Source organism: Cellulosimicrobium sp. GQ32, assembly GCF_059758455.1.
Genome location: NZ_JCAXEP010000009.1, coordinates 185,446 through 205,837, shown reverse-complemented (window position 1 = coordinate 205,837; position 20,392 = coordinate 185,446). Strand labels below are relative to the sequence as shown.

At 74.3% G+C, this 20,392-nt stretch carries 13 protein-coding genes and 1 tRNA gene; 2 read left to right on the top strand and 12 right to left on the bottom strand.

Features of this window, described 5'->3' with window-relative positions:
• The first annotated feature begins 98 nt into the window (after positions 1-98).
• On the top strand, positions 99-494 hold the full coding sequence (locus tag AC6CH9_RS15550) for a VOC family protein (RefSeq protein ID WP_498155699.1): 396 nt from the start codon (positions 99-101) through the stop codon (positions 492-494).
• Between the two features lie 6 nt (positions 495-500).
• Here AC6CH9_RS15550 and AC6CH9_RS15545 read toward each other — a convergent pair.
• The 11 genes from AC6CH9_RS15545 to AC6CH9_RS15495 all read right to left on the bottom strand — a co-directional run bounded on the left by AC6CH9_RS15545 (position 501) and on the right by AC6CH9_RS15495 (position 15,948).
• Positions 501-574, bottom strand: a tRNA-Leu gene (locus AC6CH9_RS15545).
• Positions 575-724: 150 nt separating this feature from the next.
• Positions 725-2,215: an NAD(P)/FAD-dependent oxidoreductase gene (locus AC6CH9_RS15540; protein ID WP_498155698.1), complete on the bottom strand. Its 1,491-nt coding sequence runs from the start codon at positions 2,213-2,215 to the stop codon at positions 725-727.
• 191 nt (positions 2,216-2,406) lie between these two features.
• Positions 2,407-3,855, bottom strand: coding sequence for a hypothetical protein (locus AC6CH9_RS15535; RefSeq protein WP_498155697.1), 1,449 nt, complete (start codon positions 3,853-3,855; stop codon positions 2,407-2,409).
• The gene (locus AC6CH9_RS15530) at positions 3,855-4,187 is read right to left on the bottom strand and encodes a PadR family transcriptional regulator (RefSeq protein ID WP_389279392.1); all 333 of its coding nucleotides are present in this window, start codon (positions 4,185-4,187) and stop codon (positions 3,855-3,857) included. Before AC6CH9_RS15530 ends, AC6CH9_RS15535 begins: the two co-directional genes overlap by 1 nt.
• A gap of 191 nt (positions 4,188-4,378) precedes the next feature.
• Positions 4,379-5,401, bottom strand: coding sequence for a Ppx/GppA phosphatase family protein (locus AC6CH9_RS15525; protein WP_498155696.1), 1,023 nt, complete (start codon positions 5,399-5,401; stop codon positions 4,379-4,381).
• Positions 5,402-5,422: 21 nt separating this feature from the next.
• Positions 5,423-5,950, bottom strand: coding sequence for a DUF501 domain-containing protein (locus AC6CH9_RS15520; RefSeq protein WP_498155695.1), 528 nt, complete (start codon positions 5,948-5,950; stop codon positions 5,423-5,425).
• Between the two features lie 41 nt (positions 5,951-5,991).
• Positions 5,992-6,843 (bottom strand): FtsB family cell division protein, encoded by an 852-nt coding sequence (locus tag AC6CH9_RS15515; RefSeq protein WP_498155694.1) that lies wholly within the window; start codon positions 6,841-6,843, stop codon positions 5,992-5,994.
• A gap of 238 nt (positions 6,844-7,081) precedes the next feature.
• A complete protein-coding gene (gene eno / locus AC6CH9_RS15510) occupies positions 7,082-8,368 on the bottom strand; it encodes a phosphopyruvate hydratase (protein ID WP_498155693.1) in 1,287 nt (428 codons plus the stop codon).
• 207 nt (positions 8,369-8,575) lie between these two features.
• A complete protein-coding gene (locus AC6CH9_RS15505; RefSeq protein WP_498155692.1) occupies positions 8,576-9,343 on the bottom strand; it encodes a nucleoside triphosphate pyrophosphohydrolase in 768 nt (255 codons plus the stop codon).
• A gap of 118 nt (positions 9,344-9,461) precedes the next feature.
• The gene (locus tag AC6CH9_RS15500) at positions 9,462-13,472 is read right to left on the bottom strand and encodes an endo-1,4-beta-xylanase (protein WP_498155691.1); all 4,011 of its coding nucleotides are present in this window, start codon (positions 13,470-13,472) and stop codon (positions 9,462-9,464) included.
• Positions 13,473-13,734: 262 nt separating this feature from the next.
• Positions 13,735-15,948 (bottom strand): carbohydrate-binding module family 20 domain-containing protein, encoded by a 2,214-nt coding sequence (locus tag AC6CH9_RS15495; protein WP_498155690.1) that lies wholly within the window; start codon positions 15,946-15,948, stop codon positions 13,735-13,737.
• A gap of 283 nt (positions 15,949-16,231) precedes the next feature.
• Here AC6CH9_RS15495 and AC6CH9_RS15490 point away from each other — a divergent pair, with 283 nt between their 5' ends.
• Positions 16,232-16,450, top strand: a complete 219-nt coding sequence (locus AC6CH9_RS15490; RefSeq protein WP_141390373.1) for a PLD nuclease N-terminal domain-containing protein — start codon at positions 16,232-16,234, stop codon at positions 16,448-16,450.
• A 101-nt stretch (positions 16,451-16,551) separates the two neighbouring features.
• Here the strand turns inward: AC6CH9_RS15490 and mfd are convergent, their stop codons facing one another.
• Positions 16,552-20,301: a transcription-repair coupling factor gene (gene mfd / locus AC6CH9_RS15485; protein WP_498155689.1), complete on the bottom strand. Its 3,750-nt coding sequence runs from the start codon at positions 20,299-20,301 to the stop codon at positions 16,552-16,554.
• Between the last annotated feature and the right edge of the window lie 91 nt (positions 20,302-20,392).

The window sequence follows — 20,392 nt, the reverse complement described above, 5'->3', positions numbered from 1 at the left end:
GGGTCACGCCCCGCCGGGCGGGCGGCACAGGGCGCGGGCCGGGCGTCGCGCGCGCACGATGGGAGCACACCCGCCGTGCGCACCGAGGAGCGACGCCGATGTTCCGCAGCCTCTTCCCGATCCTCACCGTGGCCGACCTCGAGCGGTCGCTCGACTTCTACCGCGACCTGCTGCGCGGGACCGTCGAGTACGCGTTCCCGGACGACGGGCCGCCCGTCTACGTGAGCCTGCGCGTGGGCGGGTCTCCGCTCGGCCTGGGCCAGGGCGAGCCGCCTCCCGCGGACACGCGGATCGTGCTGTGGGTGTACGTCGACGACTGCGACCGCGCGGTCGAGCACCTCGCCGCCGCAGGCGTGCCGGTGCTCGAACCACCCACGGACCAGCCGTGGGGGGAGCGCGTCGCGCGCGTGCAGGACCCGGACGGCACCGTCGTGGTCCTCGGCCAGGAGGCCGCGCCGCCGCCCGAGCCGGACGGCCCGACCGGGCTCTCGTGACCTGGGTGCCCCCACCGGGACTCGAACCCGGAACACGCCGGGTTTAAGCCGGCCGCCTCTGCCAGTTGGGCCATGGGGGCGCGCGCCGAATCTACCGCGACCGCGGCTCTCACCGGGCCGTCGGCGCTCGACCCGACCAGGACGAGGACGCCGCGAGGGGCGAGCCGTACGCGCGGCTCGCCCCTCGTCGTCGGGCAGGTGCCGGGTACCCCGGCGGGTGCGGACGGGTGTCAGGACGCCTGGGCCGCCGGCGTCCGGTCGTCGGCGTCGACGGTGCCCGTGCCGGACTCCGCCGCGGCCGCCGAGCCCTGCGCGGTCTGCTTGACCGGCTCGCCGTCCTTCTTGGGCGGCACCGACGCGGCGCGGAACTCCGCGCGCGGGTCGTGCAGGGAGCCGAGCGACACGAGCTCGCGGCCGAGGAGGAACTGCCCGATCCAGCCGATGAAGATGCGGATCTTGCGGTTGCCCGTGGGCATCGCCATGACGTGGTAGCTGCGGTGCATGAGCCACGCGAGCACGCCGCGCAGCTTGAACACGCCGAACAGCTCCGCGACGCCCTTGTACAGGCCGAGGGACGCGACGGTACCGACGCTCTTGTGGCGGTACTCGACCGGCTTCTCGCTGTGCAGCTCGAGCGCGAGGTTGTCGGCCAGGCGCGTGGCCTCGCGGATCGCGTGCTGCGCGTTCGGCGGGCAGAACTTGCCCGGGTTCAGCACGTCCGGGACGGCGGCGCAGTCGCCCGCGGCCCACGCGTTCGGGACGACGTTGCCGTCGGCGTCCGCGACCTGGAGCGTCGGGAGCACCGTGACGCGGCCCATCTTGTCCACGGGGAGGTCCGAGGCCTCCTTGATGACCGGGTTCGCCTTGACGCCCGCGGTCCACACGATCGTGTCGGAGTCGAACTCCACGCCCGTGGACGTCACGACGTGACCGTCCACGCACGACGACAGGAACGTGTTGAGGTGGAACTCGATGCCGCGCTTCTTCAGCTCCTCGAGCGCGTAGCCCGCCATGGGCTCGCTGAGCTCGGGCAGGATGCGCCCGGCGCCCTCGATCATGACGAAGCGGAGGTCCTTCTCCTCGATCGTCGCGTAGTTGCGGGTCGCGTAGCGCGCCATGTCCTCGATCTCGGCGATCGCCTCGACGCCCGCGAACCCGCCGCCGACGAACGTGAACGTCAGCATGCGACGGCGCAGCTGCTCGTCCCAGGTGGACGACGCGACGTCCATGCGGTTGAGCACGTGGTTGCGGACCGCGATGGCCTCCTCCACGTTCTTGAAGCCGATCGCGTTCTCCGCGAGCCCGGGGATGGGGAGCGTGCGCGACACCGAGCCGAGGCCGACGATCAGGTGGTCGTACGTGACCGAGTAGTCGTCGCCCTCCTCCGGGTGGATCGTCACGCGGCGCGCGCCGTGGTCGATCGCGACGACCTTGCCCTGGAGCACGTCGACGCCCTTGAGCGCACGGCGGTGCGGCGCGACGACGTCGCGACCGTCGATCGAGCCCGCGGCCGCCTCGGGGAGGAAGGGCGCGTACGTCATGTACGGGCGCGGGTCGACGACGACGATCGCCGCCTCGCGGCGACCGAGCTTCTTGCGCAGTCGGCGCGCGGCGTACAGACCCACGGAGCCGCCGCCGAGGACGACGACGCGGGGCACCTTGCGGGGCCGCGGCGAAGCGGTCTGGGCACGGCTGACCGAGGTCAGGTCATTCTGAGGCATGGTTCCAGAGTATTACCGGTTGCGGCACAGGCGAGCCGGAGCGTCCGCCAGACGGGCGTGACGCGCCCCACGCTCGCCCCGCGCACGGGGCAGACGCGACATTCCGCGCGGTGCGGACGGCACCGGCCCCCGGGTCGCTCCCCACGACGACACGCGGCTGGGGAGCGATCCCGGGTTCGACGGTCCCGCGGTCAGCCGATCGCGCCGACGACGGGCGTCGGCGCGCTGGGCTGCGGCTGCGTGCCGCCCGCGGGCGGGGTGGGGCCGGGCTCGGGGGCCGTGCCCTCGGCCGGGTCCGTCGTGTCGCCCGACGGCGCGGCGCCGCCCTGGTCGCCGGCGTCGCCGGTGCCCGGCTCGTCCGTGCCCGACGCCGCCTCGCCCGAGCCCGCGCTCGAGGGCACCGCGGTGGGCGCCTTGAGGAACGGCCACGGCATCTCGCGCGTGCGCGTCCCCGTCGCCGGGACGGGCCGCCCGTCGCCGTCGGCGTACTCGACGTCCTCCTCGGCGACCGCGCGCAGGGGGTAGACGTTCCAGCGCTCGCGGCCGTCCGTCGAGAGCGTCGGCTGGAAGAACCACGACCCCTCGACGTCCGGGACGGCCCAGACCCCGTAGGCGCCTTCCTCCGTCACCGTGCGCACCGGCCGGCCGCGGTCGTCGAAGACCTGGACGTCGCGCAGCGGGTCGCCGGCCGCGTCGTACACGAACAGGTTGGACACCTGCATCCCGTCGACCCACACGCCGTCACCGCCGGGCCCTCCGCCGTCGTACGCGACCTGGTTCACCCCGACGCGCGCGTCGGCCACGCCCTGCTGGTACCCGCTCTCCCAGCCCGCGCCGGAGGAGGACGCCCCGGCTGCCGCGGCGCGCAGGACGAGGGGTGCCGCGACGACCGCCGCTGCGACGGACAGCGGGCGCACGACCTTCGGCAGCCACGTCGTGGGCAGCCACCGGCCCCTCCCCCACTGCACGCTCACGACGACGGCCGCGAGCACGACGACCCGTGCCGACAGGTCCGGGGGCAGCATCGCGATCTGGTACCCGCCGAACATCCAGAGCAGCAGCGTCGCGGCGACCCAGCCGCGCAGGATCCACCACGCGGGCGTCAGGGCCCGCAGGAACTCCATGACCGAGGCCCACTGGGGCGTCGACGTCACGGGCCGCCACAGCGAGCGCCACCCGGACGAGAAGATCCCGCCGAGCACGAGCAGCCGCCCGCGCAGCCCGATGCGGGGGCGGCGCGCACCGCCCGGCGCGGCGGCGGGCGGGAGCCCCGCGGCGGCGCGCAGCTCGGCGGCGTACTCCGCGGGCGGGCCGAAGAGCGCGACGAGGTCGAGGGCGGAGTCCTCGGCGCTCTCGGCGGCGACGGCGCCCGGCGCGTCGGTGAGCTCTCCGGCCCCGCTCGTGGGACCGCCGTCGGGAAGCGGACGAGGGGCGCCGCCGCTGCGCGGCAGCGCACCCGGCGCGTCGACGACCGCCTCGGCGAGGTCGGCCTCGAGCCCGTCGGCGAGCTCCTCGACCTGCTCCGGGCGCAGGTCGGCGAGGTGCGCGCGCACCTGCTGCGCGTACGCGTGGACGTGCCCGTAGAACGCCAGGCCCACGGGTGTCCCGGCGGGCTGCTGCGCGGACGTCGTCGTGCTCATCAGGCGGCCACCTCTCCGGTCCGCAGCAGCGCGGACACGGTGCCCGCGAACGTCTGCCACTCCTTGCGGTGCAGGTCGAGCATCGCCCGGCCCTGCGCGTTGATCCCGTAGTACTTGCGGTGCGGCCCGGCGTCGGACGGCACGACGTACGTCGTCAGCGCCCCGTTCGCGTACAGGCGCCGCAGCGTCCCGTACACCGACGCGTCCCCGACGTCGTCGAGCCCCGCGGCGCGCAGGCGTCGCACGACGTCGTACCCGTACCCGTCCTCGGCCTCGACCGCCGCGAGGACCGCGGCGTCGAGCACCCCCTTGAGCAGCTGCGTGGTGTCCATCCGACCCTCCGTCGGGCATTCCCGGCACTCGTCCCACCGGTTCGTGGCGGGCTCACGCGATGCACACTACCGCGCGATGCGCAGTACCGTGCACGGCGACACGCCGCCCGTGTGTTCCCGCAGACGGCGAACCCGGGGTCCCTCCCCACCCAGGCTTCGGGTGGGGAGAGACCCCGGGTTCGGCGGTCGGGTCAGGCGATCGACCAGGCGATCCCGTCGAGGATGTCGTGCTCGCTCGTGACGACCTCGGTGAGCGACCCGCCCGCGGCGGCGACGTCGTCGCGCACGCGGCGCACGACCTCCGACCACACGAGCGCGCCGGCGCCGATGACGTCCACCCGGCCCGGGTGCATGAAGCCGAGCGCGGTGCGCTCGGCGCGCGAGCGGTGGAGCAGGTCGTCGCACGCCGCCAGGACCGCGTCCACGGACAGCACGGCACCGTTGATCCGCTCCCGGTCGTACCGCGCGAGGCCGAGCGCGTGGGCCGTCACCGTCGTGACGGACCCCGCGAGGCCCACGAGCGTCGCGGCCTCCCCCAGCGGCACGACCGCGGCGGCCTCGTCGAGCGCGGCGCGCACGTCCGCGCGGGCCGCGGCCTCCTCGTCGACGGTCGGGGGGTCGGACCGCAGGTGCCGCTCGGTGAGGCGCACGCACCCGACGTCCATCGAGAACGCGGCGTCGGGCGCCGCCGTGCCGAGCACGAGCTCGGTCGAGCCGCCGCCGAGGTCCACGACCGCGTAGGGCCCGGGCCGGACGGCCGCGACGGTCGACGTCGCGCCGCGGAACGACAGCGCGGCCTCCTCCTCGCCCGAGACGACCTCGGGCTGCACGCCCAGCGCCGCCAGGACGCCGTCGACGAACTCGGCGCGGTTCTCCGCGTCCCGCGTGGCCGAGGTCGCGACGAAGCGCGTGCGCGTCGCGCCGAGCTCCGCGATCACGTCGGCGTACCGGCGCGCGGCATCGAGCGTGCGCGCGAGCGCCTCGGGCGCGAGGCGACCGGTGCGGTCGACCCCCTGGCCGAGCCGGACGACCTCCATGCGTCGGTCGACGTCGACGAGCGTGCCCGCCGCGGGGTCGACGTCCGCGACGAGCAGGCGGATCGAGTTGGTGCCGCAGTCGATCGCGGCCACGCGCGACGCACCGGGCGGGACGGGGACGGGCGCGGCGAGCGCGCCCGGGTCACGGGTGAGAGGAGAGGTGGAGCCTGAGGTCATGCGTCCAAGCGTGCCACGGCGTCAGCAGGTGCAGCGGTCCGGGCGCCAGACGTCGCGCACGCGCTCGAGCGCCTCGTCGCCCAGCGGGTTCACGCCCGGCCCGGCGGCCAGCGCGTGCCCGACGAGGACGTGCAGGCACTTCACGCGCGTCGGCATGCCGCCTGCCGAGATCCCGTCGATCTCCTCGACGTGGCCGAGCGCCTCGCGCTGCGCGAGGTAGTGCTCGTGCGCGCGCCGGTAGGCGGCGGCGAGCTCCTCGTCCTCGGCGAGGCGCTGCGACATCTCCTTCATGACGCCGTTCGCCTCGAGCGTCGACGCGGCCGCCACCGCGCCGGGGTGCGTGAGGTAGAAGGTCGTGGGGAACGGCGTGCCGTTCTCGAGCCGCGGCGCCGTGCGGACCACGAGCGGGCGCCCGCACGCGCACCGTGCGGCGATGCCGACGACCGCGCGCGGGGTGCGACCGAGCTGCTCCGCGAGGGTCTCGAGGTCGCGCTCGGTGACGACGGCGTCCGGGTCGTCGGCGGGGATGGCCAGGCGGGCGTCGGGCACGGGTCTTCCTTCGGGTCGGTCGGGCGCGTCGGGACGACGCGTCACCCATTCTCCCCGCTCGACGGCGCCGAGCCGTCGCCGGTCGGTTCCTCGCCCGCGGGCGGGTCCTCCTCACCGGCCCCGCCGTCGGCCGTCCCGGCCCGGTCGCCCGTGCCCGACGGCACCGGCTGCTCGCCCGCGACCTGCACCGACGCCCAGATCGCCTCGTACCAGGGCGTGCCGTCCTCGTAGCCCTGGACGGGGCCGTCGGTGATCGTCCGACCGGTCTGCGGGTCGATGTCGTCGACCACCGTCTCCGGGTCGAGCACGCGCCACGGCCGCTCGCCCGGCATGACGAAGTTGAGGCGGTCCCGCGCCTCGCGCTCGACGTACGCCTGGTCGTCCCAGCGGTCCAGCTCGGACTGGAGGTCGTCGCGCCGGGTCTCCGCCTGCGCGAGGTCGTTGCGCAGCTCGCGCAGCTCCCCCGTCTGGTTCACGTACGCCCGCAGGGTGGGCAGCAGCAGCACCACGGCGAGCAGCACGACGACGGACAGCACCAGGGTGCGGACCGTCACCACCTCGGGGAGCAGGAAGCCGTACCGGCTCCGGCGCCGGTCCTCCGGCGCGGGGCCCGCGGCGCGGCGCGACGGAGCCGGGCGCTGCGCGCGCGTGGCCGGCCGGCGTGCGCCCGGCGATGCAGCCGCCTTCGCGCCCGTCGTGGAGCTCTTCCCGGTCGTCGACCGCACGCGCGACGCGCCCGGGGACGCGGCGGGCTTGGACGTCGACGAGCGGGACGACGCTCCGGACGCCGTCGAGCCCGACCGGGCCGGCTTCGACCCGGACGACCCGCGCGCAGGCCCGGTCCCCGGGCGCGCGGGGGCACCGGGGCGCGGAGGGCGGCGCGAGGACGGCATGCCCCGATTGTGCTGCCGGGACCGGCCTGGCCCGGGGAGCACGCGCGGGGCGTCCGCGAACGTGAGCCGATCGACACGACATCTTCACCCGCGGTCGTGACCTGCGACGGCGTCGTGCGCGCGTCGTGCACCGGTCCCGGGCGCGCCGGAGCCCGGCGGGCCGACGAGCGGCCCACCGGGCTCCGGGTGCCGGGACGTCCCGGCGGGGTTGCTGCGCGACCGGACGGCCAGCCGCAGGTCAGCCCTGCACCGTCCAGCGCGGGAACGCGGCGCGGCCGGCGTAGCGCGCGGCGTCGTCCAGCGCCTCCTCGATGCGCAGGAGCTGGTTGTACTTGTTGATGCGCTCGCCGCGGGCGGGGGCACCGGTCTTGATCTGGCCGGCGTTCGTCGCGACGGACAGGTCGGCGATCGTCGTGTCCTCGGTCTCGCCCGAGCGGTGCGACACCATCGCGGTGAAGCCGTTGCGCTGCGCGAGCTCGACGGCGTCGAGCGTCTCGGTGAGCGTACCGATCTGGTTGAGCTTGACCAGCAGCGAGTTCGCCGCCTTGAGCTCGATGCCCTTGGCGAGGCGCTCCGGGTTGGTGACGAACAGGTCGTCGCCGACGATCTGCACCCGGTCGCCGACCTCGGCGACGAGCTGCGACCAGCTGTCCCACTCGTCCTCGGACAGCGGGTCCTCGATGGATACCAGCGGGTAGTCGCGCACCAGCTGCTCGTAGTAGGCGATCATCTCGGCCGGCGTCTTCGCGCCGCCCTCGAACTGGTACGCGCCGTCCTTGAAGAACTCGGTCGACGCGACGTCGAGCGCGAGCGTCACGTCGGTGCCCGGCACGAAGCCGGCCTTCTCGATCGCGACGAGGATCAGGTCGAGCGCCTCGCGGTTGCTCGCGAGGTTCGGCGCGAAGCCGCCCTCGTCGCCGAGGCCGGTGGCCAGGCCCTTCTCCTTGAGCACGGACTTCAGGGAGTGGTAGACCTCGGCGCCGGTGCGCAGCGCCTCGCGGAACGAGGACGCGCCGATCGGGGCGACCATGAACTCCTGGATGTCGACGTTCGAGTCCGCGTGCGACCCGCCGTTGAGGATGTTCATCATCGGCACGGGCAGGACGTGCGCGTTCGGGCCGCCGACGTAGCGGTACAGGTCGAGGCCCGCGCTCTTCGCGGCGGCCTTCGCGACGGCGAGCGAGACACCGAGGATCGCGTTCGCGCCGAGCTTGCCCTTGTTCGGGGTGCCGTCCAGGTCGATGAGCGCGGCGTCGATGAGGCGCTGGTCCTCGGCCTCGAAGCCGATGAGCTCCGGGGCGATGTCGTCGATCACGGCGTTGACCGCGCCCTCGACGCCCTTGCCCAGGTAGCGGGACTTGTCGCCGTCACGACGCTCGACGGCCTCGAACGCACCGGTCGACGCGCCCGACGGCACTCCGGCGCGGGCGAACGTCCCGTCGTCCAGGACGACCTCGACCTCGACGGTCGGGTTTCCGCGGGAGTCGAGGATCTCGCGCGCTCCAACGGCTTCGATGCTGGCCACAGGTGCTCCTTCGGGGCAGGGCTGCGGGCGCATCGAATGGGGTGTGGCCGACCCGGGCAGGGAAACCCGGGACGCCGCGTGCGCGCCCGCGACGGTGGTGGGTTTACGACCACAGCCTAGTGCCCGGATGTGACCTGCGCCGCTGCGTCCGCTCCGTGGGCCACGGGCCGGGGACCTGCGCGCCGACGATCGGGACGAACGTCCCGGTCAGGCTGACCCCTCCGCGCGCGGGGTCTCCGCCGCGACGATCCGCGCCTCGACGCGCCGCAGCGCGCCGCGCAGCGCCGCCTCGGCGTCCAGCCCGTCCGCCTCGGCGCGCGCCACGAGGGCGAGGAGCTCGCGACCCAGGCGCTCGTCCGCCGACGCGCCCTCGCCGTCCCCGACGACCTCGCCCGGGGCGCCGCCCGGCGGCGTCGCGAGCGCCTCCCCGACGACGTCCCCGAGGCCGCCACGCCCGGCCCGGGAGAGGACCTTCTGGGCTCGGGCGAGCGCGCCCTGGGTGTGCGAGATGCCCTCGAGCACGGACGACCGCTGCTTCTCGGCCTGCTTGATCGCGTCCCACTGCTGGTGCAGGTCGGTCACGTCGGCGTCGGCGAAGACGTGGGGGTGGCGTCGCACGAGCTTCGCCGCGAGATCGGCCGCGACGTCGTCGACCGTGAACGGGTCCGGCTCCTCGCTCGCGATGCGCGCGTGGAAGAGGACCTGGAGGAGCAGGTCGCCGAGCTCCTCGCGCATCCCCGCGCGGTCGCCGGTCTCGATGGCGTCGGCCAGCTCGTGCGCCTCCTCCAGCAGGTACCGCACGAGCGACTCGTGCGTCTGCTCGCGGTCCCAGGGACACCCTCCCGGGGAGTAGAGCCGGTCCATGACGGCGACGACGTCGCGCAGCGGGTCGGTCGCGGGGTCGTGCACGGAACCCGGGGCGTGCGCGGGCTCTTGCTCGGGCTGCGGGGCGGCCGAGGCCTCGGGGGCGGTCACCGGTTCATCGTAGGTTCGCCGAGCATGCGGTTCCCGCCGGTCGAGCATGCGGTCGTGGCCCGTCCGGGCCTCCGGACGGGCCACGACGGCATGCTCGGCGGGTGGGTGGGTCAGCAGGTCAGCAGGTGCGCGGCTCCACCGTGATGTCGCGGGTCGTCGAGCGGCCGTCGTCGAGTGCGGCCGTGACCGTGGCCTTGATGGCCGGTACCGACGTCGCGCGGGCTGCGAACGACTGGTAGGCGTTGGCACCCGGCGCCACCGCCGTGAACGTCCGCGTCCCGTACGGGGTCGTGAGCGTGACGTCGACGGGCACGTCCTCGCGGTTCGTGGCCCGGACGGCGACGTACGCCTTGCCCGCGAGGCAGCGCGCCGACGCCTCGACGTCGAGCGCGACCTCGGGCGCGGCGCCCGCGCCGACGAGCCGTGCGACGCCCCAGCGGGCCGTCGACTGGTAGCCCGCACCGGACGGGTCCGCCCAGTTGCGGATCGCCGTGCGGGTGCCGTCCGACGCGTCGTTGACCTGGAGGTCGAGCCCGTGGAACGTGCCCTCGCCGGCCTGGTCGGCGAGGTCGACCGCGAGCTCGACGACGTAGCCGTCGGCCGTGCGCGTCGTCGCGCTCGTGACGCGCGCCCGTTGCGCCGCCTCGTCGCCCGTGCCGAACGACACCGCGTTCTCGGCGCTCACGCGGATCTGGGTGTCCAGGTCCCGGTAGGCGCCGTTCTTGGCGTTGCCCGCGTCGACGTAGACCTCCACGGAGTCCTGCACCCACGGGTCGGAGCCGCTGACGTCCACCACCGGGTCGGCGACCTGGGCGAGCAGGTAGAGCGTCCGGTCGCGCCACAGGGTGCGGACGGTCGCGACCGCGCCGCCGCTGCCCTGGACCTCCTTCGCGGTCGTCACGGGCGCTCCCGCCTCCGCCCACACCGCGTCGACCTCGCCGTCGACCGCGGGCGCGGCCGACGCGTGCGCGACCTCGAGGTACGACAGCTCCTCGAGCAGGCGCAACGTGCCCGTCGCGCCCGGCGTGTTCCACGCGGAGGTCGCGCCGCCGTCGGTCCCCGCGTCCGTGACGCGCACGTCGAGCGCGAGCGTGTCGCCCGCTGCGGCGGCGTCGAGCGGGAGGTGCGCGACGACGTCGTACCCGCCCGAGCGCTCGGTCACCTCCGCGAGGACCCCCGCGCTCGTCGTCCCGTCGCGGCCGACGACGTGCTCTGCGCCGTCGAGCGCGAACGTCACGGCGTCGCCGGCGTCGGCGGTCGCGTCGTCGACGCTCGCGAACGCCGTGAGGTGGTCGGGCGACCAGCGGAGCTGGAACCCGACCGCTCCCCCGACGCCCCCACCCGGCGCGGCGAACGTGTGCAGCGGGAGCCGTCGCCAGTCCGGGGCCGTCGCGGCGTCGCCGTCGAGCGGGACGTCCCCGGCGAACACGTCGGCCGTGCGCAGGCGGGCCGGCAGCTCGCCGTCGACCACGCCGTGGTAGGCGGGCTTGGCCTTGAGCGCGTCGTCGAACACGAGCGGGGCGCCGTCGTCGGCGCGCCAGCTCCGGCCGTCGGTGAGGCCCCACACGGTGACGGAGTACAGGTCGTCGGCGTGCGCGCGGAGCACGCGGAACGCGTCGCGGTAGTAGTACCCCTGCTCGACGAGCGACGCCTGGGTGACCGGGGTGCCGGTCGTCACGTCGAGCTCGGTGACGGCCTGCGTCACGGGCAGGTCGGCGAACCGCTCGATCGCGCCCTCGAGCGCGGAGACCGGCATCGCGAGGCTCACGTGGAACTGGTGCCCCACGCCGTCGACGGGCACCCCGCGCGCGAGGAGCCGCTCGACGAGCGCGTGGTACCGGTCCTGCTTGCCACCCTGCTCGGTGTTGTAGTCGTTGATGAACAGCGCGACCGGCCGCTCCCCGCGCTCCTTCACCGCGGGGTCCGCGTAGACGTCGTTGAACGCCTCGTCGGCGTACGCGAACGCGAGGTCCAGGTACTCCTCGCCGAGGATCCGGAACCACTCCGAGCGGCGCAGGCCGTCGGGGTTCTCCCCGCCGTCCGACACGACCTCGTTCACCACGTCGAACGCCGTGAGCGGGTTGTCGCCGCCGAACGGGCCGTAGGCGTCCGCGAGCGCCTGCGCGACGGAGAAGACGTGCGTCCGCAGGCGCTCGCGCAGGACCTGCCGGTCGGCCTCGGACGTCGTCAGGGGCGCGCCGTCGGCGCCCTCGAAGAACCAGGCCGGCGTCTGCGAGTGCCACACGAGCACGTGGCCGTAGACGCGCAGGTCGTTCGCGGCCGCGTAGTCCATGAGCGCGGTCGCCTCGGGGTGCGTCCGGAACGTGCGGTCCTCGTCGTACCAGGCCTCGGGCTTCATGTGGTTCTCGGCCGTGACCTGGTCGAAGTGCCGCAGCAGCAGCTCGGACGCCGCGCCGGACGTCTCCCGGCTGTCGATCGCGACCCCGACCGGGACGTCGACGGTCTCCTTGATGCCCGTGAGGTCCTCGACCGCGGGCGGCGGCGGCACGCGCAGCACGACGTCGTCGACGAGCAGGTCGCTCGTGTTGTCGCCGTTGTAGTCCGTCTCCAGGTACAGCAGCGCCTCGTCCGCGGCGGCGCCGGGGAACGTCGCGGTGATCTGCGTCCAGCCGGTGCTCGTGATCCCCGCGAGCTGGGCGAGGGTCGAGTACGACGTCGCCCCGTCGACCGTGCGTGCGATGCTGAGCCACACGTCGTCCGCGGGCTGGCCCTCGGCGAAGCGCACCCAGGCGCTGAGCTCGTACGTCGTGCCGGCGGCGAGCAGCCCGGTCACGTCGTGCCCGATGCCGTCGCCCTGGCCGTCGCGACCGGAGACGACCGCGGCCTGCGTGCCGCCGTGGGCCACGTCCGTGAGGTCGAGCGACGGCGTCGTCGCGTCGCCCGCGCGCGGCACCCAGCCGCCGAGGCCGTCCTCGAAGCCGGTCTCCAGCAGCACCTCACCCCCGCGCGGCGGCGTGCCGACGGGGAACGTGAACTCCCAGCCTGCCGCGAGCCGCTCGGCGACGACCGTCTCGACCGCCGCGAGCGTGCCCGCGCGGTCACCACCGCCGTCGTGCGCGAGCACGACCTCGCCGGGCCTCATCGCGGCGCGCAGGTTCGCGGTGAGGGTCTCGACGTCCTGGGTCTCCCAGTCGGAGATCGTGTTGACGACCGCGAGCGGCTGCATGCCGAGCGCGACGGCGACCTCGGGGGTCGCGCCCCACGAGCCGTTCGGCGCCCGGAAGAACGGGACCGGGTACGCCGGGTCGCCGAGCGCGTCGCGCAGGATGCCGAGGTTCTCGACGAGGTCGGCGCGCACCTGGTCGGCCGACCACGCGCCCATGTCCGCGTAGCCGGTCGAGTGGTTGCACAGCACGTGGCCCTCGTCGACGATGCGGCGCAGGAGGTCGGCGCCGCCCGGCGCCTCGACGTTCTGGCCGATGACGCAGAACACCGCGTGCAGGTCGTGCTCGGCGAGGAAGTCCAGGAGCGCGGGCGTCGTGCCGGGGTTCGGGCCGTCGTCGAACGTCAGGGCCGCGACGTCACCGGTGCCCTCGGCGAGGCGCACGGGCGTCGGGACGGGGTTCACCGCTCCCCCGGGCACGACGTCCCCGGGGTCGGTCGCGACGGTCGCCACGCGGACGTCGTCGAGCAGGAACGACGGGTGCGCGCCCGCGACGGGCGCGGCCTCGACGTAGAGCGACGCCGACGTGAGGCCGGCGGGCAGGGTGTACGTCCCGCCGATCTCCACCCAGCCGTCCGCCGTCGTGGCGACGGCCCCGCCGACCCACGTGTACGCCGTCCCCGACGCGCCCGTCTCCTGCACCGTGAAGTGGACCCCGGACGACCCGGGCGTGCCCGCCGGGAGCTTGACCCACGCCTCGACGTCGTACGCGACGCCGGGCTCGAGCAGCGCGAGCGCGTCGGTCGCGACGCCGTGCCAGTCCGCCGTCCGACCCGTCACCGCGAGGCTCGACGACCCGCCGTGAGCCTCCGCGCCGGTCAGGGCCACGGTGACGGGCCCGCGCGCGGACCACGGCGCCGTCGCCACCGTTTCGAAATCGTTCTCCAGAACGATATCGATATCGTTATCGACCTGGGCAGGCGTCTGCGCAACCCTCAGATCCATCCCCACTGCCGCGCTCGCTCCCCCTCCCGCCACGAGGGTGGCGAGCACCCCCGCCACGGCGGTCCTCCACGTGCGTCTCATCGTCGTCGCTCCCTTGCGATCGGCTGCGCGGGGCAGGTCGCCCCCGGGCGCACCGGCGCGCCCGGGCCACACCCTAGGGGCACCGGCCAGGTTTCGACAATGGTTGAACTATTCACCACCACGACCACGAGCGGCCCCGCCCCGGTCCGTGCGGGACCGAGGCGGGGCCGGGAGTGCGAGGTCACGACCTCCAGGTGTCCGACAGCGTCAGCGAGCCGTCGGGACCGACCGTCGCGGTGCGGTTGCCGCCGCTCTCCCAGACGACGTTCCCCCCGCCGTCGCGCTTGACGTACTTGTACTGGAACGTCGCCCCGGCCGGCAGGTCGAGGGTCGCGGTCCAGACGGGGTAGCTCGCGGCCGAGAGCGCGACGCCGTTCGCGGGCGCCCAGGAACCCAGAGCCGGGATGCTGCCGACGACGTACACGCCCTGCCCCCAGGCCGTCGTCGCCGTCACGGCGAACGACGCGTCGCCCTGGCCCTCGACCGGGCCGGGCCCCTCGCCGTCGTCCTCGCACGGGTCGCCCGCCGTGACCGTCCCGCCCGAGACCGCGACGGCGGCGCCGCTCAGGGCGTAGTCCTTGCCGCCGTTGTTGTCCCAGGAGCCCGAGCCGTTCGTGAACGCCGCCGTGACGGTCGCGGCGGCGCCGGTCGCGCCGGCCGGCAGGGCGATCTCCTTCGCGACCCAGCCGGTGCAGGCCGCGGTCATCGCGGCGCCGGGCACGGCGGTCCAGGCAGCCGTGCCGACGCGGTAGTGGACGTTGTACGCGTCCCAGCCCTTGTCGGTGGCGTAGTAGACGGTCGTCGCGCCGCTCGGGTCGACGGGACCGGGGCCACCGGTGCCACCGTCGTCCACGGCGCCGACGTGCAGCGCGAGCGCCCCGTACGCCGGGACCGTCGCGGTGAAGGTGCCGGAGCCCGAGACCGTGACCGTCTTCGCGCAGTCCTTCGACGCGACGACGTCGCAGTACGTGCCCGCAGGGAGCGACGTCTGGTAGGTCCGTGTGACGGCGCTCGCGGAGTTGTTGATCGTCACGTACCCCTTGCTGCCGCGGCCGTACGCGATGTGGTTGTTCCCGTCGTCCCACCAGCCCGTCACCGCGGTCCCGGCGACCGCGTTGTGGAAGCCGACCATCCCCACGACCTCGGTCCAGCGCTGCGTGCAGACCCACGCGCTGCTCGAGCAGCTCGCGTCGGGGACGGACGTCGCGGACGCCCCGGGGGCGCCGGCGTCCTTGTTGTCCCACGTGTAGCCGGAGTAGACGCTGGGCGCGCCGTAGGGCCACGAGAGCATGAACGCGTTGGCGAGCCGGTACTTGGCGCCCCACTTGTAGTTCATGGTCTCGCCGTTGCGCTCGGTGTCGTGGTTGTCGACGAAGACGCCCGCGCGGTCCGAGGGGAGCTTGTTGTCGCCGATGGTGCGCAGGTCCTTGATCTGCCCGTCGAACCGGGACTTGAGCTCGCGCGCGTAGAAGAACTCGTGCGAGTCGCCGGAGCCGAGGTACTCCGAGGGCTGGATCGGCTCGCCGCTCGCGCCGATGACCTCGTGCACCCAGAAGACGTTCGGGTTCGTGAGCCGCGCCTTGATCGCCGCGAGGTCCGCGGCCGGGATGTGCTTGGCGGCGTCGATGCGGAACCCGGCGACGCCGAGGGAGAGGAGGTCGTCGAGGTAGCCCGCGATCTTGCCGCGCACGTAGTCGGAGCCCGTCCGCAGGTCCTGGAGCGAGACGAGGCGGCAGTTCTGGACGTTGTACCGGTCGCCGTAGTTGCTGATGTTCGACCGGCAGTCGTTGAAGTCGTTCGGTCCGTACGGGACGCCGGGGAAGCTGTCCACGGAGTAGCCCGTCCCGCCGGTGCCGGTTCCGGAGCCGGTGTCGGCGCCCGCGGTGTGGTTGACGACCGCGTCGACGACGACGCCGACGCCCGCCGCCCGGCACGTGCTCACCATGCGCTGGAACTCGGCGCGGGTACCGAGCTTGGACTCGAGCTTGTAGCTGACGGGCTGGTAGGAGGTCCACCAGGCCGTGCCCTGGATGTGCTCCTGCGGCGGCGAGACCTGGACGTAGCCGAACCCGGCGGGGCCGATGGTGCTGGTGCACTCGGCGGCCACGGAGTCCCACGTCCACTGGAAGAGGTTGAGGATCACGTCGCCCCGGCCGTTCGGGGAGTCGACGACGGGCGTGGGCACGGGCGGTGCGGCAGCGGCGGGCGCGGCGACCGGCACCGTCGCGGCGAGCGCCGCCCCGAGCGCGAGGGCGGCCGACGCCGCGGCCGCGAGGAGACGCCGCAGAGGGCCGTCCCCGCGGCTCGTGCGCCGGGACGTTCGCCGGGAGCGGTGACCGGCGACGGACGTCGGGGTGGGTGCCGGCGGACCGGCGGGATCGGTGGTGCGCGTCATTGCTGCTCCTTCGAGGTGCTGCGGCCGACGGCGCGCTCGGCATCGAGCGCGGAGGGCCACGCGGTGCTGGCTGCGCCCCGGGGTGTCGGGCGCGCGTCCGGACTCCGCGGCGTTGCAGAGAGTTTCCGGATGTTGCTGCAACCTTACAGAAGCGCCTGTGCGCTGTCACGGCCTGGTACGAAGCAGACGGTCGACCGGCCCGCGTCGCTGCCCACGCAGCCGTGCACCGCGGGCCCCGACGGCATAGCGTCGAGCCGTACGCACCACGGGAGGAGACGACGACATGGGGACCAAGCGCCGCTGGAAGGACCTGACCACGGGTCAGAAGATCGCCGTCGGGGTCGTGGGCGCGGCACAGGTCACGCTCACCGCCGCGGCCTACCGCGACCTGCTGCGCCGCCCGGCGGAGCAGGTGAACGGCACCAAGCTCGCGTGGGGCCTCGCGCTGCTCGTCAACTGGGTCGGCCCCATCGCCTACTTCCTCGACGGCCGCAAGAGCTGACGCCGACGGGGCCGGTCCGCGGTCGCCGAGCATGTGGTCGTGGCCCGTCCCGATGTCGGGACGGGCCACGACCACATGGTCGGCCGGGGAGATGGCTTCGGTCAGCGGGCGGCCGACGACGTCCCGACCGTCGCCGCCGCGCTCACCTCGCCGAGGACCACGGCGTCGATGAGCTGGCGCGCCCACGCGAGCACCTCGGCGCCGCGCAGCGGGCGTCCGCCGATGCGCGCCGTCGTCGGGTACGGCACGAGGAACGCGCGGATCGCGGGCTTGAGGAGCGTGCCGGGGTACAGGCGCTTGAGCCGGAGCTGCGCCGACTCGGCGAGGTCGACCGGCGCGAACCGGATGAACTTGCCCTGCGCGGTGACGTCCGTGAGCCCCGCGCGGCGCGCATGGTTGCGGAAGTCCGCGACGTCGAACAGCGCCGACGCGACGTCGGGCAGCGCGCCGTACCGGTCGACGAGCTCGGCCCGCACCTCGGCGAGCTCGGGCGCGTCGGTCGCGGCGGCGATCTTCTTGTACGCCTCGAGCCGCAGCCGCTCGGTCGCGATGTACGACTCGGGCAGGTGCGCGTCGACCGGCAGCTCGATGGAGATCTCGGGCTGCTCCTCCGGCCCGTCGCCGCGATAGTTCGCGACGGCCTCCCCCACCATCCGCACGTAGAGGTCGAACCCGACGCCCGCGATGTGCCCGGACTGCTCGCCCCCGAGCAGGTTGCCCGCGCCGCGGATCTCGAGGTCCTTCATCGCGACCTGCATGCCGGCGCCGAGGTCGGTGTGCGCGGCGATGGTCGCGAGGCGGTCGTGCGCCGTCTCGGTGAGCGGCCGCTCCGGCGGGTAGAGGAAGTACGCGTACGCGCGCTCCCGGCCACGGCCCACGCGGCCCCGCAGCTGGTGAAGCTGGGACAGCCCGAGCATGTCCGCGCGCTCGAGGATGAGCGTGTTCGCGTTGGAGATGTCCAGGCCCGTCTCGATGATCGTCGTGCAGACGAGGACGTCGAGCTCCTTCTCCCAGAACGCCCGGATCACCTGGTCGAGCTGGTGCTCGTTCATCTTGCCGTGGGCCACGCCCACGCGGGCCTCGGGCACCAGCTCGCGCAGCCGCGCCGCGGTGCGGTCGATCGTCTCGACCTTGTTGTGCACGTAGAACACCTGGCCCTCGCGCAGCAGCTCGCGCCGCAGCGCCGCCGCGATCTGCTTCTCCTCGTACGCACCCACGTACGTGAGGACGGGGTGCCGTTCCTCCGGCGGGGTCGCGAGCGTCGACATCTCACGGATGCCCGTGACCGCCATCTCGAGCGTGCGCGGGATGGGGGTCGCGGACATGGCGAGCACGTCCACGTTCGTCCGCAGCTGCTTGAGCGTCTCCTTGTGCTCGACGCCGAACCGCTGCTCCTCGTCGATGATGACGAGCCCGAGGTCCTTGAACCGGATGCTGCCCGTGATGAGCCGGTGCGTCCCGATGACGACGTCGACCTTCCCCAGCCGCAGGCCCTCGATCGTCTCCTCGGACTCCTTGGGCGTCTGGAAGCGCGAGAGCGCCTTCACCGTGACGGGGAAGCCCGCATACCGCTCGGAGAACGTCTCGAGGTGCTGCTGGACGAGGAGCGTCGTCGGCACCAGCACCGCGACCTGCTTGCCGTCCTGGACCGCCTTGAACGCCGCGCGGATCGCGATCTCCGTCTTGCCGTAGCCGACGTCGCCGCACACGAGCCGGTCCATGGGGACCGTCTTCTCCATGTCCGCCTTGACCTCGTCGATCGTCGCGAGCTGGTCCGGCGTCTCGACGTACGCGAACGCGTCCTCGAGCTCGCGCTGCCACGGCGTGTCCGGGCCGAACGCGTGGCCCTGCGTCGCCATCCGCGCCGAGTACAGGCGGATGAGCTCGCCCGCGATCTCCTTGACGTGCTTGCGCGCACGGGTCTTCGTCTTCGCCCAGTCGGCCCCGCCCATCTTGTTGAGGCTCGGCGACTCGCCGCCCGTGTACTTGGTGACCTGGTCGAGCTGGTCCATGGGCACGAACAGGCGGTCGCCGGGCTGGCCGCGCTTGCTGCTGGCGTACTCGATGACGAGGTACTCGCGCGTCGCGGCGTTGCCACCGGTGCCGAGCGTGCGCTGCACGAGCTCGACGAACCGCCCCACGCCGTGCTGCTCGTGCACGACGAAGTCGCCCGCCTTGAGCTGGAGCGGGTCGACGACGTTGCGGCGCCGGCTCGGCATCTTGCGCATGTCGCGCGTGCTCGTGCCCGCACGGCCCGTGAGGTCGGCCTCGGAGAAGACGGCGAGCCGCAGCTCCGGCGCGACGAAGCCCTTGCCCACCATCGCCGGGGTCACGAGGACGATGCCGCCCTCGGGCTCGTCGTCGAGCCGCGGCACGAGGCGTGCGGGCGTGTCGACGGCGCCGAGCTGCTCGACCATGCGCTTGGCCGGTCCGTGGCCCTCGGTCGTGAGGACGAGGCGCCAGCCCGCGTGCTGGAGCCCGCGCACGTCGTCCAGTGCCCGCGAGACGTCGCCGCGGTAGGACTCGACGTCGCGCGCGCCGAGCGTGAAGGTCGGGACGCCGTCCGCGCTCTCGCCCACGTGCGCGGCCGTGGTGCCCGACGACGCGCCCGCGCCGCCCACGGCCCGCGCACCTGCGTCGGGGGCCGCCTCGGCCGGCACGTCGAGGTCCGGGTTGTCGAGCGCGAACGAGGAGAGCGTCCACCAGCCGAGGCCGCGGCGCTGCGCGACCGCGCGCACCTCGGCGAACGTCTCGAACGACGCTGCGGACAGGTCGAGCGGCGACGCCCCGCCCGCGACCGCCCCCGTCCAGGCGGCGGCGAGGAACTCCTCCGTCGTCGCGACGAGGTCGTGCGCGCGCCGGCGCACGCGCTCGGCGTCGTCGAGGACGAGCAGCGCGTCGTCGGGGACGAGCTCGAGCACCGGGACCATGCGGTCCACGAGGACCGGCGCGAGCGACTCCATGCCCTCGACCGCGACGCCCGCGGCGAGCTTGTCGAGCATCTCGACCGCGCCCGGCAGCTGCTCGACGAGCGCCGCCGCGCGCGCCCGCACGGACTCGGTGAGCAGGATCTCGCGGCACGGCGGCGCCCACAGCCCGTGCTCCGCGATCTCGAGGCTGCGCTGGTCCGCGACCGCGAACCAGCGGATCTCCGACACCTCGTCGCCCCAGAACTCCACGCGCAGCGGGTGGTCCTCGGTGGGCGGGAACACGTCGAGGATGCCGCCGCGCACCGCGAACTCGCCGCGCCGCTCGACCATGTCCACGCGCGTGTACGCCGCCGCGACGAGCCGCTCCGCGACGCCGGTCAGGTCCGCCGTCGAGCCGGCGTGCAGCTCGACCGGCTCGAGCTCGCCCAGCCCGTCCACGACCGGCTGGAGGAGCGCGCGCACCGGCATGACGAGCACGCGCACGGGTCCCGACGGCCCGACCTCCGGGTCCGGGTGCGCGAGGCGGCGGAACACGGCGATGCGCTTGGCGACGGTGTCCGCGCGCGGGCTCAGCCGCTCGTGCGGCAGCGTCTCCCAGCTCGGCAGCACCGCGACCACGTCGGCCAGCTCGTCCGGCAGGTACGCCCGGACGCTCGCCGCGAGCTCGTCCGCGTCGCGCCCGGTCGCCGTCACGACCACGAGGGGACGCGAGCCCGGGGCCCACGCGCCCCCCGCCGTGCCGTCCGAGGACGCCCCGTCGACCGGGCCGGTGGCCCGCGCCCCCGCCATCGCCGCGAGCAGCGGCGGACGCGCGCCTGCCGGTCCGACCACGTCCGCCTCGCCGCGGGCGCGCACGTGCTCGACCGCCGCCGTCGCGGCGGGGTCGGCGAGGAGCGCGGGCAGGATGCCGGTGAGGTTCATGCGGTGAGGTCCCTCCGAGGACGGTGGTCGGGAGCGTCGGCGGCCGCGCGCGGGGCGGGCCCGGGTCGAGGACGGTACCGGGGCTGGCTGA

Coding starts and splice junctions, on each gene's coding strand:
- AC6CH9_RS15550 (WP_498155699.1), top strand. CDS start 99: ATGTTCCGCAGCCTCTTCCCGATCCTCACCGTGGCCGACCTCGAGCGG.
- AC6CH9_RS15540 (WP_498155698.1), bottom strand. CDS start 2,215: ATGCCTCAGAATGACCTGACCTCGGTCAGCCGTGCCCAGACCGCTTCG.
- AC6CH9_RS15535 (WP_498155697.1), bottom strand. CDS start 3,855: ATGAGCACGACGACGTCCGCGCAGCAGCCCGCCGGGACACCCGTGGGC.
- AC6CH9_RS15530 (WP_389279392.1), bottom strand. CDS start 4,187: ATGGACACCACGCAGCTGCTCAAGGGGGTGCTCGACGCCGCGGTCCTC.
- AC6CH9_RS15525 (WP_498155696.1), bottom strand. CDS start 5,401: ATGACCTCAGGCTCCACCTCTCCTCTCACCCGTGACCCGGGCGCGCTC.
- AC6CH9_RS15515 (WP_498155694.1), bottom strand. CDS start 6,843: ATGCCGTCCTCGCGCCGCCCTCCGCGCCCCGGTGCCCCCGCGCGCCCG.
- AC6CH9_RS15500 (WP_498155691.1), bottom strand. CDS start 13,472: ATGGATCTGAGGGTTGCGCAGACGCCTGCCCAGGTCGATAACGATATC.
- AC6CH9_RS15495 (WP_498155690.1), bottom strand. CDS start 15,948: ATGACGCGCACCACCGATCCCGCCGGTCCGCCGGCACCCACCCCGACG.
- AC6CH9_RS15490 (WP_141390373.1), top strand. CDS start 16,232: ATGGGGACCAAGCGCCGCTGGAAGGACCTGACCACGGGTCAGAAGATC.
- mfd (WP_498155689.1), bottom strand. CDS start 20,301: ATGAACCTCACCGGCATCCTGCCCGCGCTCCTCGCCGACCCCGCCGCG.